The sequence below is a fragment of the Amycolatopsis sp. NPDC026612 genome, assembly GCF_040638285.1.
Taxonomy (GTDB): Bacteria; Actinomycetota; Actinomycetes; order Mycobacteriales; family Pseudonocardiaceae; genus Amycolatopsis.
In genome coordinates this window covers 1-13,830 of the sequence record NZ_JBEZYB010000137.1, presented here as the reverse complement: position 1 = coordinate 13,830, position 13,830 = coordinate 1, and the positions used below count along the sequence as shown (strand labels likewise).

At 71.7% G+C, this 13,830-nt stretch carries 15 protein-coding genes; 7 read left to right on the top strand and 8 right to left on the bottom strand.

The annotated features are described in order from the left end of the window. From AB0F15_RS43615 to AB0F15_RS43605, 3 genes are all read left to right on the top strand, one after another. The coding region (locus AB0F15_RS43615; RefSeq protein WP_360283573.1) for a hypothetical protein at positions 1 to 361 on the top strand (361 nt) is incomplete at its 5' end. A gap of 129 nt (positions 362 to 490) precedes the next feature. Next, positions 491 to 988 (top strand): hypothetical protein, encoded by a 498-nt coding sequence (locus AB0F15_RS43610; RefSeq protein ID WP_360283575.1) that lies wholly within the window; start codon positions 491 to 493, stop codon positions 986 to 988. Positions 989 to 1,185: 197 nt separating this feature from the next. Further along, positions 1,186 to 1,857: a hypothetical protein gene (locus tag AB0F15_RS43605; RefSeq protein WP_360283571.1), complete on the top strand. Its 672-nt coding sequence runs from the start codon at positions 1,186 to 1,188 to the stop codon at positions 1,855 to 1,857. A gap of 53 nt (positions 1,858 to 1,910) precedes the next feature. On the opposite strand, the gene AB0F15_RS43600 is transcribed toward AB0F15_RS43605, so the two are convergent. The 4 genes from AB0F15_RS43600 to AB0F15_RS43585 all read right to left on the bottom strand — a co-directional run bounded on the left by AB0F15_RS43600 (position 1,911) and on the right by AB0F15_RS43585 (position 7,422). Further along, on the bottom strand, positions 1,911 to 3,569 hold the full coding sequence (locus AB0F15_RS43600; RefSeq protein ID WP_360283569.1) for a fumarate hydratase: 1,659 nt from the start codon (positions 3,567 to 3,569) through the stop codon (positions 1,911 to 1,913). Between the two features lie 557 nt (positions 3,570 to 4,126). Beyond that, positions 4,127 to 5,164, bottom strand: coding sequence for a sigma-70 family RNA polymerase sigma factor (locus tag AB0F15_RS43595; RefSeq protein WP_360283567.1), 1,038 nt, complete (start codon positions 5,162 to 5,164; stop codon positions 4,127 to 4,129). A 333-nt stretch (positions 5,165 to 5,497) separates the two neighbouring features. Continuing rightward, on the bottom strand, positions 5,498 to 5,923 hold the full coding sequence (gene dtd / locus AB0F15_RS43590; RefSeq protein WP_360283565.1) for a D-aminoacyl-tRNA deacylase: 426 nt from the start codon (positions 5,921 to 5,923) through the stop codon (positions 5,498 to 5,500). Then, positions 5,920 to 7,422 carry a class I SAM-dependent methyltransferase gene (locus tag AB0F15_RS43585; RefSeq protein ID WP_360283563.1) on the bottom strand — a complete coding sequence of 501 codons (1,503 nt, stop codon included), beginning with the start codon at positions 7,420 to 7,422 and terminating at the stop codon, positions 5,920 to 5,922. Before AB0F15_RS43585 ends, dtd begins: the two co-directional genes overlap by 4 nt. Before the next feature lie 28 nt (positions 7,423 to 7,450). On the opposite strand from AB0F15_RS43585, the gene AB0F15_RS43580 reads away from it, so the two are divergent. Both AB0F15_RS43580 and AB0F15_RS43575 read left to right on the top strand, forming a co-directional pair. Continuing rightward, positions 7,451 to 8,716, top strand: coding sequence for an amidohydrolase (locus tag AB0F15_RS43580; protein WP_360283561.1), 1,266 nt, complete (start codon positions 7,451 to 7,453; stop codon positions 8,714 to 8,716). 17 nt (positions 8,717 to 8,733) lie between these two features. Beyond that, a complete protein-coding gene (locus AB0F15_RS43575) occupies positions 8,734 to 9,069 on the top strand; it encodes a DUF3099 domain-containing protein (protein ID WP_360283559.1) in 336 nt (111 codons plus the stop codon). A gap of 74 nt (positions 9,070 to 9,143) precedes the next feature. Here AB0F15_RS43575 and AB0F15_RS43570 read toward each other — a convergent pair whose 3' ends face one another. The 4 genes from AB0F15_RS43570 to AB0F15_RS43555 form a co-directional block, all read right to left on the bottom strand. Further along, the gene (locus tag AB0F15_RS43570; RefSeq protein ID WP_360283557.1) at positions 9,144 to 10,016 is read right to left on the bottom strand and encodes a carbohydrate kinase family protein; all 873 of its coding nucleotides are present in this window, start codon (positions 10,014 to 10,016) and stop codon (positions 9,144 to 9,146) included. A 73-nt stretch (positions 10,017 to 10,089) separates the two neighbouring features. Beyond that, positions 10,090 to 10,995 (bottom strand): pseudouridine-5'-phosphate glycosidase, encoded by a 906-nt coding sequence (locus AB0F15_RS43565; RefSeq protein WP_360283555.1) that lies wholly within the window; start codon positions 10,993 to 10,995, stop codon positions 10,090 to 10,092. A gap of 9 nt (positions 10,996 to 11,004) precedes the next feature. Next, complete coding sequence (locus AB0F15_RS43560) at positions 11,005 to 11,622, bottom strand: hypothetical protein (RefSeq protein WP_360283553.1); 618 nt, start codon at positions 11,620 to 11,622, stop codon at positions 11,005 to 11,007. Positions 11,623 to 11,624: 2 nt separating this feature from the next. Then, entirely contained in the window at positions 11,625 to 12,410 is a 786-nt protein-coding gene (locus tag AB0F15_RS43555) for a sporulation protein (protein ID WP_360283551.1), read from the bottom strand. Positions 12,411 to 12,479: 69 nt separating this feature from the next. On the opposite strand from AB0F15_RS43555, the gene AB0F15_RS43550 reads away from it, so the two are divergent. Next, a complete protein-coding gene (locus AB0F15_RS43550) occupies positions 12,480 to 12,722 on the top strand; it encodes a DUF3039 domain-containing protein (protein ID WP_360283549.1) in 243 nt (80 codons plus the stop codon). A 178-nt stretch (positions 12,723 to 12,900) separates the two neighbouring features. Further along, on the top strand, positions 12,901 to 13,737 hold the full coding sequence (locus AB0F15_RS43545; protein WP_360283547.1) for a hypothetical protein: 837 nt from the start codon (positions 12,901 to 12,903) through the stop codon (positions 13,735 to 13,737). Positions 13,738 to 13,830: the final 93 nt, after the last annotated feature.

The following is a 13,830-nucleotide window of genomic DNA, read 5'->3' as shown; positions in this document are numbered from 1 at the left end:
GCGGCCGCGTCCACGGCGCCCCGGGCCTGCGGGTGCGGGCCGCGGGCGGGTCCGGCTCGCGCGGGGTGCTCCCCCCCCCGCCGAGACGCAGGTCGACGCCCGCGGGCTGCCCGAGGGCTACCCGCGCAGCCTCACCCGCAGCCTCGACGGCCGGACCCTGATCCTGCAGGCCGAGGAGGGCGGCTGCCGCCGCGTCTCGGCCCGCGTCGGCGAGCAGACCGCGCAGCAGGTGGCCGTGCTGGTCACCGTGTCGTCGGCGCCCAAGGGCCAGATGTGCCCGGACTACATCAAGGAGATCAAGGTGCCCCTCGCCCTCGCGGCGCCGCTCGGCACCCGCACGGTCGTCCTCCGCCAGGGCTGACCACCCCGGACGCTGGGAGGGCGGCCCGGGATGCCCGGGACGCCCTCCCAGACCATTCTCCGGGGGCGGAGCCGGTGCAACCCCGCGCCGCCCCCGTTCCGTCTTGAGGGCATGAGGTACTCAGCGAAGGTGGTCGGGACAGGCGCACTCCTGCTGGTGGTGACGGCCTGCGCCGGCCAGGACATGCCCACCGGCCGGCCCGGGGGATCGACCGGCAGTGTGTCGGTGCCCGCACCGGCGTCGCCGTCGCCGAGTGCATCGGTGCTGCCGGCGCCGCCCGAGCCCAACCCGCCCGGCAAGCCCCGGCTGACCGTGCCCGAGGGCAGCACCCAGGTACCGGCGGACAAGATCGACGCGACCGCGCTGCCCGCCGGGTTCCCGCGCGAGGTGTGGACGGCCAACGGCGGCACGGTGCTCAACATCCGCGCCCAGGAAGGCGGCTGCGGGCACGCGCTCGGCGAGGCGGCCGAACAGGCGGCCGACCACGTCGTCGTCAACCTGAGCGAGACGAAGGCCCAGACCAATCAGATGTGCACAATGGACATCCGGTACCCGGTGATCTCGGTCGCCCTGGCCGCGCCGCTGGATCAGCGCACGGTGGTGCTGAAGACCACGCCGCCGAAGTAAGGACCACGGCCCCCGGAGAGCTCTCCGGGGGCCGCGTGCTGTCCGCAGTGGACGATCACGGCCCGGTGGTCCGGACCACGGCCTGCGCGTGGTCCGCTCATCGTCGAAGTTGTCGAAAATTGTCGGTGCTCCCGCTGAACCGCCGCCGTGACCGGGCCGTGTCCCGGAGTGAGGTGGCGATCAGAGAGGAGGGGCCCATGCCCCGGTTGAGCAGTGGCAGGCACCGCAAGCAGGCGACCGTCGGAATGGCCGCGTTGCTGGGCGTCGCCGGCATCACCGCGACCGCCATCGCGCTGAGCAGTCCCGCGGGCAACGCGGCCGAAGCGCCCAAGGAGAACTGCGGTGGGCTCGACACCGCGTTGCAGAACAACCTGAACTTCATCGCGGGCCAGCAGGCGAACCCGGACGCGCAGTCGGCCGCGCGGATCACCAACCGGCAGGCCGTGGTGGACCTGATCCAGCAGCGGCGGCAAGTGGCGGGCTGCACGGCGAACGTCGCGGCGAACAACGGTCAGGCCGCCGCGGCCCCGGGGAACTCCGGCAACGCGCCGGGCAAGGCGCAGGCCCCCGGGCAGCAGAAGAAACCGGACCAACCGGCGGCCGGCGCGGGGGCGGCGGTGGGCCAGGTCGTGTGCCCCGGTTCGACCGTGACGCTCTCGGGCGAGGCCGGCGCGCCGGCGGCGTCGAGCAACCAGTTCCCGGCCGGGACGAAGCTGAAGGTGACCAACCTCGACAACTCGAAGTCCACCACGGTGGCGGTGACGTCGGTGTCGGGCAGCTGCACGCTGCTCAACAACGCGGCCTTCGAACAGGTCCGGGAACCCGGCAAGTTCCTCATCCGGCGCGCGCGGATCGAGCGCGTCGGCTGAGGGAACGGAAAAGGGGACACCGGCGGCGGGCCGGTGTCCCCTTTCCCGTTGGGTCAGCGGAAGCTGATCTGCAGCACCGGATCGCCGGTGCTGGCGAAGAAGTCGTTGCCCTTGTCGTCGATGACGATGAACGCCGGGAAGTCCTCGACTTCGATCTTCCAGACGGCTTCCATGCCGAGCTCGGCGTACTCGAGGACGTCGACCTTCTTGATGCAGTCCTGCGCGAGCCGGGCGGCCGGACCGCCGATCGAGCCGAGGTAGAACCCGCCGTGCGCCTGGCACGCCGAGGTCACCTGCTTCGAGCGGTTTCCCTTGGCCAGCATGACGAGTGAGCCGCCGGCGGCCTGGAACTGCTCGACGTAGGAGTCCATCCGCCCGGCCGTGGTCGGGCCGAACGAGCCGGACGCGTAGCCCTCGGGCGTCTTCGCCGGGCCGGCGTAGTAGACCGGGTGGTCCTTCAGGTAGCCGGGCATCTCCTCGCCGGCGTCGAGGCGCTCGGCGATCTTGGCGTGCGCGATGTCGCGGGCGACGACCAGCGGCCCGGTGAGCGAAAGCCGCGTCTTGACCGGCAGCTGCGAGAGCTGCGCGCGGATCTCGGCCATCGGCCGGTTGAGGTCGACGGAGACGACGTCGTCGGAGAGGTCCTCTTCGGTGACGTCGGGGAGGAAGCGGGCCGGGTCGCGCTCGAGCTGCTCGATGAACACGCCGTCGGCGGTGATCTTGGCTTTGGCCTGGCGGTCGGCGGAGCAGGAGACGGCGATGCCGACGGGGCAGGACGCGCCGTGGCGGGGCAGCCGGATGACGCGGACGTCGTGGCAGAAGTACTTCCCGCCGAACTGCGCGCCGATGCCGAACTGCCGGGTCATCTCCAGCACCTGCTGCTCGAGGCTCGGGTCGCGGAAGGCGTGCCCCAGCTCGGAACCCTCCTGCGGCAGGTTGTCGAGGTAGCGGGCGGAGGCGAGCTTCGCGACCTTGAGGTTGAACTCCGCGGACATCCCGCCGACGACGATCGCGAGGTGGTAGGGCGGGCAGGCGGCGGTGCCGAGGCTGCGCAGCTTCTCGTCGAGGAAGCGCGCGAGCCGCTTCGGGTTCAGGACGGCCTTGGTCTCCTGGTAGAGGAACGTCTTGTTGGCGCTGCCGCCGCCCTTGGCCATGAAGAGGAACTCGTAGGCCGGGTCGTCTTGGCCGTCTTTGTGGTAGAGCTCGATCTGCGCGGGCAGGTTGGTCCCGGTGTTGCGCTCGTCCCAGAAGTTCACCGGCGCCATCTGCGAGTAGCGCAGGTTCAGCTGCTGGTAGGCGTCGAAGATGCCCCGCGACAGGGCGCGCTCGTCGTCACCGCCGGTGAGGACCCCCTCCCCGCGCTTGCCGATGACGATGGCGGTGCCGGTGTCCTGGCACATGGGCAGGACACCCCCGGCGGAGATGGCGGCGTTGCGCAGCAGGTCCATGGCGACGAACCGGTCGTTCCCGCTGGCCTCGGGATCGTCGACGATGGCGCGCAGCTGGGCGAGGTGTGACGTGCGCAACAGGTGCTGGATGTCGGTGATGGCGGTGCGCGCGAGGGTGGTGAGCGCCTCGGGATCGACCTTCAGGAAGGTCCGCCCGGCGGCCTCGACGGTTTCGACGCCCTCGTCGGTGACCAGCCGGTATTCGGTGGTGGTGTCCTTGCTCAGCGGGAGGACTTCGGTGTGCTGAAACGGGGTGGTCGGCACTGCCAGGCTCCTTTGCCAGCTCCGGGATCCGCCCACCCTACGCAGCGTCCACCGCCACGCCGAAGAGGCCTGCGATCACTGTGGGCCACCCCACGCGGCCCCCGCCCTCCCTGGGGGGCGTGCCCTTGTCCAGCTTATCGGGGGCACCCGCCGAAAAGCCGGGGAAAGCGGTCGCCGGGGCTTGGTTGTCCACATCGTCGCGGGGCTGTGGACCACCACCCCGAAACCGGATGGTGACTACGGACGCGGGTGCGCTGCTGCGGAAAGCTGGTCGGGAGGCCGGGTCCACCCCGACGGACCCGACCTCCCGGGGAAAGCTCCCGGATACGTGCACATCCGGTTGCGAGGCCTGCGCCGGCACTTCGAGGCTGTCGTGACGCAGGTCATAAGTCAACGCCGCCGAACGGGTGCTGGCGGAGGGTTGCTACCCCCGTCCGCGAACGACCAAACCCGGTTTTCGTGGAAAATTTTCTCGCGCGGCCGAACGCCTGGTCACGAGCCGCGGAAATGACCGAGGGCGGGTGCACCATGTGCACCCGCCCTCGGCAACGAATCGGTCAGCTGGCGTACGCGCGGAGCCGGTCCGCGCGCTCGCCCTGGCGGAGCTTGGACATGACCTCGCGCTCGATCTGGCGGACGCGCTCGCGGGACAGCCCGAAGTGCTTGCCGATCTGGTCGAGCGTGCGCGGCTGGCCGTCGTCCAGGCCGTAGCGCAGGCGGATCACGTGCTGCTCGCGGTCGTCCAGCGTCGCCAGCACCCGGCGCAGGTCGTCCTGCAGCAGGCCCGAGATCACGGCGCTCTCCGCGTCGGTCGCTTCGGAGTCCTCGATGAAGTCGCCCAGCGGGGCGTCCTCCTCGGCGCCGACCGGCATGTCCAGGCTTACCGGGTCACGCGAGTGGTCGAGCAGGTCCGAGATCTTGTGCGCCGGGATGCCCGACTCGGCCGCCAGCTCTTCGTGCGTCGCGTCCCGGCCGAGCTGCTGGTGCAGGTCGCGCTTGATGCGGGCCAGCTTGTTGACCTGTTCCACCAGGTGGACGGGCAGCCGGATGGTGCGGCCCTGGTCGGCCATGCCGCGGGTGATGGCCTGCCGGATCCACCAGGTCGCGTAGGTCGAGAACTTGAACCCCTTGGAGTAGTCGAACTTCTCCACCGCGCGGATCAGACCCAGGTTCCCCTCCTGGATCAGGTCGAGCAGCGGCATCCCCCGGCCGGTGTAGCGCTTGGCGAGCGAGACCACCAGGCGGAGGTTGGCCTCGAGCAGGTGGTTCTTCGCCACGTGGCCGTCGCGGACCAGGGCGGCCAGCTCGGTGCGCCGCTTCGCCGTGAGGTTCTCGCCCGTGTCCAGCATGTGCTGGGCGAACACGCCGGCTTCGATGCGCTTCGCCAGCTCGACCTCGTCGGCCGCGCTGAGCAGGGCTGTCTTGCCGATGCCGTTCAGGTAGACGCGGACGAGGTCGGCGGCGGGGCTCTGGGCGTCGAGGTCGGCGTCGGTGAGCGCCGCGAAGTTCACCGGCTCTTCCGACGACGACGCCGTCTGAGCCGGGATGCGCTCGCGAATCCCGCGCGCCTCGCGTTCGAGAGTCTGGACTGACATTCTGCCTCCCCGGTCACGGGCTGAACGTGCTGCTGCGGTCGTCCACCGGGTGCGTACCCGCGCATCGGGGCCTGTGGAGCCCGGTACGCCGGTCCGGCCGGCTTGGCTGGACATCTGGTGCAACGCTCCGGGTTTCCAAAACGTTCCCGGCCCGTCATAGAAGAAGACGGCTGCCGGAGCGATCCGGTTGCTCAACCATTGCTGAGCTTTTGCTGAGAACGTTCTGTGCTCGGGAAACCTGAGAATCCCATATGAATCCGGTCAGGATGTGAACCGTCCCGCCATGCCCCGCCACCACTCCCAACGGAGGCGCCGCAGCGCCTTTCCAGTGGTCTAGACCTCTACGAGAACGGTGAACGGACCGTCGTTGACGCTGGACACGGCCATCATCGCGCCGAACCGTCCCGTCGCCACCGTGGCGCCGCGGCCGCGCAGCTCGGCCACGACGGCGTCCACCAACGGCTCGGCGACCTCCGGCCGGGCCGCCTGCGTCCACGACGGGCGCCGCCCTTTCTTCGTGTCGCCGTAGAGCGTGAACTGGCTCACCACGAGCAGTGGTGCATTCGCGGTCGCGCATGACTCCTCGTCGCGCAGTACTCGCAGTTCGTGCAGCTTGCGCGCCATCGTGACGGCCTTCGCGGCGTCGTCACCGGCGTGGATTCCCAGCAGGACAAGCAAACCCGGCTCGTCGATCGCGCCGACGACCTCGTCGCCGACGGTGACGTCCGCCCGCGTGACGCGGGCCGCGACCGCCCTCATCGGCCGGCCGGGACGAGCATGCCGTGCCGGACGAGCTCCCGGACGACGGGCAGCGCGGCGGCCCCCAGTTCCTCGGACGACAGGCCCTGCGCAGCCGCGAGGAGCTCGATCAGGTCCGCCAGGGGCAGCGCACCGCGGCAGCCCGCCAGTAGCCGGGCCGCCAGCTCGTCGACCTCGTGCTGCCAGCCCGGCCCGTCGGTGCGGTGCAGCCGCCGGACGGTCGTCGCCCAGCCCTCGTCGCCGGGTTCTTCGACGCTTTCGAGCAAAACCGTCTCCGGCACCACGAAACGGACATCCAGTAATGAACCACCTGATTCGCGCAGCCATTCCACGCGGTCCAGCCAGCCCGCCGCTTCCGGGCCCAGCGGGTCGTCGTAGGCCTGCCGGAGGTCCTCGCACACCACGGTCGGGGTCAGCCCGGACGCGCGCCGCAGCGTGACGAACCCGAAGCCGATGCCCCGGACGTCGTTCGCGGCGAACCAGTCGAGCCACGCCGCCGCCTTCACCCGGCCCTCGGGCGAGCGCGGGTCGAGGCCCGCGTCCCGCAACCACGTGCCGACGTAGAGCGCCGGATCGGCGACGTCGCGCTGCACGAACCAGGCGTCGGTCTCGGCGGGCAGCCAGCGGCTCACCCGGTCGGCCCAGTCCTCGCGGGAGGTGTGCAGCCACGAGGCGAGCAGGTGACCGACGCCGCCGTCGTTCAGGAAGCCCGGGAGCTGCCGCACGACCAGCGCGCTCGCGTCGTCCCCGGCCAGCCCGGAGTCGCGGTAGGTGTAGTCGACGCGGGCCGGCCCGACCACGAACGGCGGATTGCACACGACCTGGTCGAACTTCCGCCGCGCGACCGGCGCGAACCACTCGCCGCGCACGAGCTCGACGTCCAGCTCGTTCAGCCGGAACGTCGCCGCGGCCAGCGCCAGTGCCCGCTCGGAGACGTCCGTGGCGGTCACGTGCCGGGCGTGCCGGGTCGCGTGCAGCGCCTGCACGCCGTTGCCGGTGCCCAGGTCGAGCAGGGTGCCCACCGGGCGGCGGCTGGTCGCGCGGATCAGCGACAGCGACGCGTGGCCGACGCCGAGCACGTGGTCCTCGGGCACGGTGGTGCCGAGCACGTCGGCGTCGAGGTCGGAGACGACCCACCACGAGCCCTCTTCGTCGCCGTGCGGGCGGATGTCGAGGGCGGCGCGGTGGCCGCCGGTGACCTCGGCGAGCACGCCGGCGGCGACCGCGTCTTCGGGTGCGAGGGGCGCGAAGGCGGCCTTGACCGCGGTCTCCGGCTCGGTGCCGCCCAGCAGGAACAGCCGGATCAGCGTGCCGAGGTCCCCCGCGTCCCGGCTCGCGCGTTCGGCAGGCACCGGCTCACCCCGGCCCAGCGCCGCGTGCGCCGCCCCGCCGAGAGCGGCCACCACGCCGTCGGCGTCGTAGGAGGTGCGCCGGAAGGCCTCGCGCAGCCGCGCGCAGACGTCGTCGGACAGGTCGGGCAATGCGCTTCGCGTGCTCACGGTGGGTAATGCTGCCACGATGGCCTCCGTGACCCTTGAACGCGTCCTCGGCCCGCTCGACGCGGCGCTGCCCGAGCTCGAAGCGCTGTACATCGACCTCCACCGGCACCCGGAACTGTCCTTCGCCGAGACCCGGACGGCCGGCGAGCTGGCCCGGCGGCTGGAGGGCGACGGCTACGAGGTGCACACCGGCATCGCCGGCACCGGTGTGCTGGGCGTGCTGCGCAACGGCGAAGGCCCCACGGTCCTGCTGCGGGCCGACATCGACGCGCTGCCGGTCGAGGAGAAGACGGGGCTGTCCTACGCCAGCACGGCCCGCGGTCTCGACGAGCACGGCCAGGACGTCCCGGTGATGCACGCGTGCGGGCACGACATGCACGCCACCTGGCTCTCCGGCGCCGCCGCACTGCTCGCGAAGGGCCGCGACGCCTGGTCCGGCACGCTGCAGGTGGTCTTCCAGCCGGGGGAGGAGGGCGCGGGCGGCGCGGTCCGGATGGTCCACGACGGCCTGTTCGACATCGGCGGCCGGCCGGACGTCGTCTTCGGTCAGCACCTGGTGCCGGGCCCGGCGGGCTGGGTGCTCACCCGGCCCGGGGTGATCATGGCCGCCACCGACACGCTGCGCGTCACCCTGCACGGCCGCGGCGGGCACGGCTCGCGCCCGGAGACCACCGTCGACCCGGCCGTGCTGGCCGCGTCCGTGGTGCTCAAGCTGCAGACGATCGTGTCGCGGGAGATCTCCGCGACCGACTCGGCCGTGGTCACGGTCGGTTCGCTGCACGTGGGCACCGCGAGCAACGTGATCGCCGACGACGCCGTGCTCGAGGTCAACGTCCGGTCCTTCGACCAGGCCGTGCGCGAGCGGGTGCTGGCCGCGGTCGAGCGGATCGTGCACGGCGAGGCCGCCACGGCCGGCGCACCGAAGCCCCCGGAGATCGAGCGGTTCGGCTCCTACCCGGTCACCGAGAACGACGAAGCCGCCAACGCCGCGCTCACCGAGGTCTTCCGCGGCCGCTTCGGCGCCGACGCGGTGTTCCCGGCTCCGCTGGTCACCGGCAGCGAGGACTTCAGCGAGTTCGGCCGCGCGGCCGGCGTGCCGTCGGTGTTCTGGCTGGTCGGTGGCTTCGACTCGCAGACGGTGATCACCGCGATGACCGAGGGCCGGTTCGAGCGCGACATCCCGTCCAACCACTCGCCGCGGTTCGCCCCGGTCCTGCACCCCACCCTGCGCACGGGCATCGAAACCCTCGTCGTGGCCGCGTTGAGCAAGATGCGTCACCCCGGTGTCGGATGAACCCCGCAAGTGGGACGATGGACAGCGGAGGTGGTGCAGTGACCATGCCCGCCAACGACTCGGACCCGGTGCTGATCACCGCGGCAGCCCCGTCGTACGAACAGCAGCTCGCCACGCGCAAACGCAAGTACGTGATCATGATGGGCTGCCGCATCCCGTGCCTGATCGCGGCCGGGCTGACCTACCACGTGTGGTGGCTGGCGCTGGGCTTCCTGGCGATCTCGGTGCCGCTGCCGTGGATCGCGGTGCTGATCGCGAACGACCGCCCGCCCCGCAAGTCCGAGCAGGTCAACACCTACCAGCGCGAGGCGAAGACGATCGAAAGCACCAGCCACCGCGTCATCGACGGCTGAGCCCCCGCTTCCAGGCGTAGCTTTCACGTGAAAGCTACGCGCCCAGGTCGCCGCTTTCACGTGAAAGCTACGGTTCAGACCGGCTGGGGGCCCACCTTCCCGACGGCCAGCGCGCCCAGCCGCGTCCCGTGCCGCAGGACGTCCACAGTGGACTCTCCGGCCAGCCAGCCGGTGAGCACGCCGGCGTCGAAGGCGTCGCCCGCACCGGTCGAGTCGACGCAGTCGGCTTCGACCGCGGGCACGCTCGTGACCCCGCCCGCGTCGACCCAGCTGGCCCCGTCGAGCCCGGCGGTGACGACCACCGCGCCGACCGCGCCGAGCAGCTCCTTCGCCGACGCAGGATCGGCCGAGCCGGTCAGCGCGACCAGCTCTTCGGTGTTCGGCATCAGCAGGTCGACCCCGCGCACGTCGTCGAGGAACGCGCCCGGGTCCGTGATGTGGGCGGCCGCCTGCGGGTCGACCGACGTCGTCAACCCCGCTTCGCGAGCCGCCGCCAGCGCGGCCAGCCCGGCCGCGCGCGACGGCGGGTCGAGCAGCACGTACCCCGACAGGTGCAGGTGGCTCGCACCCGCCAGCACCTCGGGGGACACGTCCTCCGGGGCGAAGCGCTGGTTCGCGCCGCGGTCGGCCAGCATGCTGCGCTGCCCGGAGCCGTCGACCATGACGACGACGCAGCACGTCGGCGCCTCCGGGTCGACGGCGAACGCGCACCGCACGCCCGCCGCCTCCAGTTCGGCCTTGATGAGCCGGCCGCCGGGGTCGTTGCCGATGCGCGCCACGAGCGTCGTCTCCGCGCCGAGGGAACGCAGCCACAACGCCGTGTTGGCGCCCGCGCCGCCGCCGGTGAACCGGATCTTCGCGCGGGCGTCACCCCCGTGCGGCAACGGCTTGTCGTGCCGGGCGATCACGTCGAGGGCCGCGTCGCCGACCACCACGATCCCGCTCATGCGCGCGCCTCGCTGACGCTCGGTGCGGCCTGAGCGGACCGCGCAGTGTTGGATGATTCACTCGCAAGCTCGCTCATGCCAACGCCACCGCGACCTGAGTGGCCAGCTTGGCGTTGTTCAGCACGAGCGCCTCGTTCGCGTCGATGCTCACGCCGCCGCTCGCGGTGTGGAAGTGCTCCAGCAGCGCCGGCGTGACGTCGGCGCCGTGCACGCCGCGGTCGGCCACCAGCGCGAGGCCCTCGGCGAGCAGCCGGTCGTGCAGCTCTCTGTCCATTTCGGACGCTTCGGGGATCGGGTTGGCCAGCAGGACACCGGAACCCGCGTACGCGCGGTGCGCGTCGATCACGGCGGCGGCCTGCTTCGGGTCGTCGACCCGCCAGCCGACGGTGTGCCCGGAGGAGCGGAGGTAGAACGCCGGGAAGTCGTCGGTGCGGTAGCCGAGCACCGGCACCGAGTTCGTCTCCAGCACCTCGAGGGTGGCCGGGATGTCGAGCACCGACTTCACACCGGAGCAGACGACGACCGTCGGCACCTTCGCCAGCACGCCGAGGTCCGCCGAGACGTCCCAGGTCTGCGCGGCACCGACGTGCACACCGCCGAGCCCGCCGGTGGCGAACATCCCGATCCCGGCCGCGGCGGCCAGCGCCGACGTGCTCGCCACGGTCGTCGCGCCGGAGCGGCCCAGCCCGACGGCCGGGCCGAGGTCGCGCAGCGACAGCTTGTCCAGCCCGGCGTCCGGCGCGCAGACGCGCTCGAGCTCGGCGGGGGAGAGACCGACGACGACCCGTCCGTCGAGCACCGCGATCGTGGCCGGGACGGCGCCGCCGTCGCGGACCACGCCTTCGAGGCGGCGGGCGACGTCGAGGTTGCGGCCCGGCGGCAGGCCGTGGGACAGGATGGTGCTCTCCAGCGCGACGACGGGGTGCCCGTCACGCAGCGCCGAGGCGACCTCTTCGTGCAGCGAGAGTGCGGTAGTCACGAGGCACCATCATCGGTGATCGCCCCGCACGCGGCGCCAGTGGGTCAGCTCGGCCGTCAGGTTCTCTTCCGCGGTGCTCGCCCAGCGTGTCCGCGCGGCTTCGCTGCGGTAGAGCTCTCGGGCCAGCATCCTTTCCAGGACCGCTATGCGCCCTTCGCACCAGACGTCGTCGGGGTACTTCGCGTACTCCTCGCGCACTCCGCGGGCGTACGCCGCGTACTGCGTTTCGGGCGCTCCGAGGACGGCCAGATCGGCGTCGAGGAGCGCGGTGGCCAGGAGGTCGTCCGGCGGGGCGTCGTGGGTGATCGTGGCGAGGATCAGGCCTTCGACCCGGTCGACGTGCGTTCCGGCGACTCCGTCCAGCGCTTCGCGGGCCCACGCCGCACTGGCGCGTTCGTCTTCGCCGGGCTTCGCGTCGTACACGACGTCATGCGTCCACGCCGCGACGGCGACCACCGCGCGTTCGGTGGTGCTCAGGCCGCCGGTCAGCCACGCGGAGTCGCGGACGACGGCGGCCGCGTGGCCCAGCGTGTGGTAGCGGCGGTGGGGCTCGCCGTACCGGGCTTCGAGCCGCGGCCAGGCGCCGGACGTGCCGCCGAGCGCCGTGATCGCTGTGTCCCACCGCACGGCTAGTCGAAGATCCCGCGCGGGCGCGCCACCTGGTCGAGCCAGTCTTCGAGCTGCTTCTCCCAGTTGACGTCCGGCTTCACGGTGAACAGCCCGAGGAAGTCCTGCCCGCGGCCGCCGAACCCGCCGGTCTTGCTCACGCGGACCCGCTTGGTGACCTCCAGCACGACGTCGGTGCGCTCGGCCGAGGCCAGGAAGGTGACGGCGACCTGGGAGAAGATGCTCGCGAAGCGCGGCGAAGGCGTGAAGCGGATCTCCTGGAAGAACGGCAGCTGCTGGCGGGTGCCCTCGACCCGGCCCGACTCGAGGACCGCCTCGCGGAAGGTGAAGCCGATCCGGCTGAGCGCGTCGAGCACCCGCTTCTGCGCCGGGAGCGGCTCGATCGCGACGGCGTCGGCGTCGAACGGGTCCGACACCGCCGCGGCCAGGTCCAGCTCGGCCCGGACGCCGACCGCCATGCCGGCGAGCGGCTGGGCGTAGACGCTGGTCACGGGCGTCTCCCAGGGCAACGGCACCTCGAACGGCACCCGGATCTGCTGCCCGGCGCGGATGACTTCCCCGCCCACCAGCTGCTGCGTGCCGAACGGGAGGTCTTCGGCCTGGCCGCCGGGTCCCCGGACCCGCGCCAGCAGCGTCACCGCCAGCCCCTTGATCTCCTGGTCGACCTCGCCGCCGAGCAGCAGCACCTCGCCGTGCAGCGGGTGGCCGGGAGCGGCGGCCCGGTCGAGCAGCCGGGCGTCGATCTTCGCCCCGCCCGAGCCGAACGTCGCGAGCACCTTCTGGAACATGACGGCGATCCTGCCAGGCCGAGGGGGCCGATCGGCGGAGGTTCGGCGGGACTCGGGCACAATGGCCGGGTGAGCACCGAGACGCTGACGAAGCCGGAGACCACGCCCGAGGGCACGGAAACCACCGACGACGACACCCCGAAGATGTTCCACTACGTGAAGAAGAACAAGATCGCCGAGAGCGCGGTCATGGGCACTCACGTGGTGGCGCTGTGCGGTGAGGTCTTCCCGGTGACGAAGTCGCCGAAGCCCGGGTCACCGGTCTGCCCGGCCTGCAAGGAGATCTACGAGAGTCTCCGTCCGGGGAAGTGATCCCGGACTGAACCCCGGCGGGTGCGCCCGCCGGGGCTTTCGCGCGCCCTGATTCGTCCTGTCCGGAACCGGACAGGAAGCCGAACAAACGTGAAAAACCTTCATTCGGCGGGTGTGCGACGCCCGGGAGTGCTGGTAAATCCTGCTCGCCAGGTTTCCCACTCCGACCGGAGGCGTCATGCGCAGAACCGGGATCGTGCTCGCCGTCGTCACCCTGCTCACCGCCTTCGCGTCCGTGCCGGCCCAGGCCGCCACGGGCTGGACGGAGGTCGGGTCCGACAACGCCAGGGCACTCGACGAGAGCCAGGGGCTCGCGACGATCGTGCGCCCGTCGGGCACCACGATCCGCTACACCGGGGTCGGCACGATCCCGGCGGACCTGAACTCGCAGGGCTGGAACCACGTCGGCGACCCGGGCTCGGCCCAGGGCTGGTACGTCGAGCCCTACCAGCGTGACGACCGGGGCGCGAAGCTCTTCCGCGTCCAGGCCCCGAACGGCTCGTGGGCGAACTACAAGCACGCCCTCGAGCCGTGGGAAGCGAACAACAACTCCTTCGCCGCGGTGTCGCCCGACGCGCGCTGGCTGGTGGGGGGGGAGTGGGGCACGATGGACCGGCTCCTGGTGCACCCGATGCCCGGCGTGGTGGTCACCGACCCGGCGCAGAACGTGCCGTACGCGGCGGCGATCCGGCTCGACCACCCGGTCCGCGACGTCCAGGGCTGCGACTTCCAGACCGCCACCCGGCTGCTCTGCGCGTCCGACGACCCGGACGGCAGCCTCTTCGGCACGACGAAACCGCTGCTCCAGGTCGACCTGGCCGGCCCGCTCGCCGGCTCCGACGTCACCGGCCACGTCACGTCGCTGGGCCAGCTCCCGCTCCGCAGCGGCTGCTCGGGGTCGTTCGAGGTCGAAGGCCTCGACTTCGACGAGCGCGACAACACGCTCCGCGTGATCGTGATGTCCCCGAGCATCTGCATCCTCTTCGACAGCAAGACCTACCGCTTCCACCAGTAACCCGGAACTCGCGTGATCAGACCCGTCATTCACGTGATTGGGGCCGTAACTCGCGAGTTACGGCCCCAATCACGCGAGTTCCGGCTCTGATCA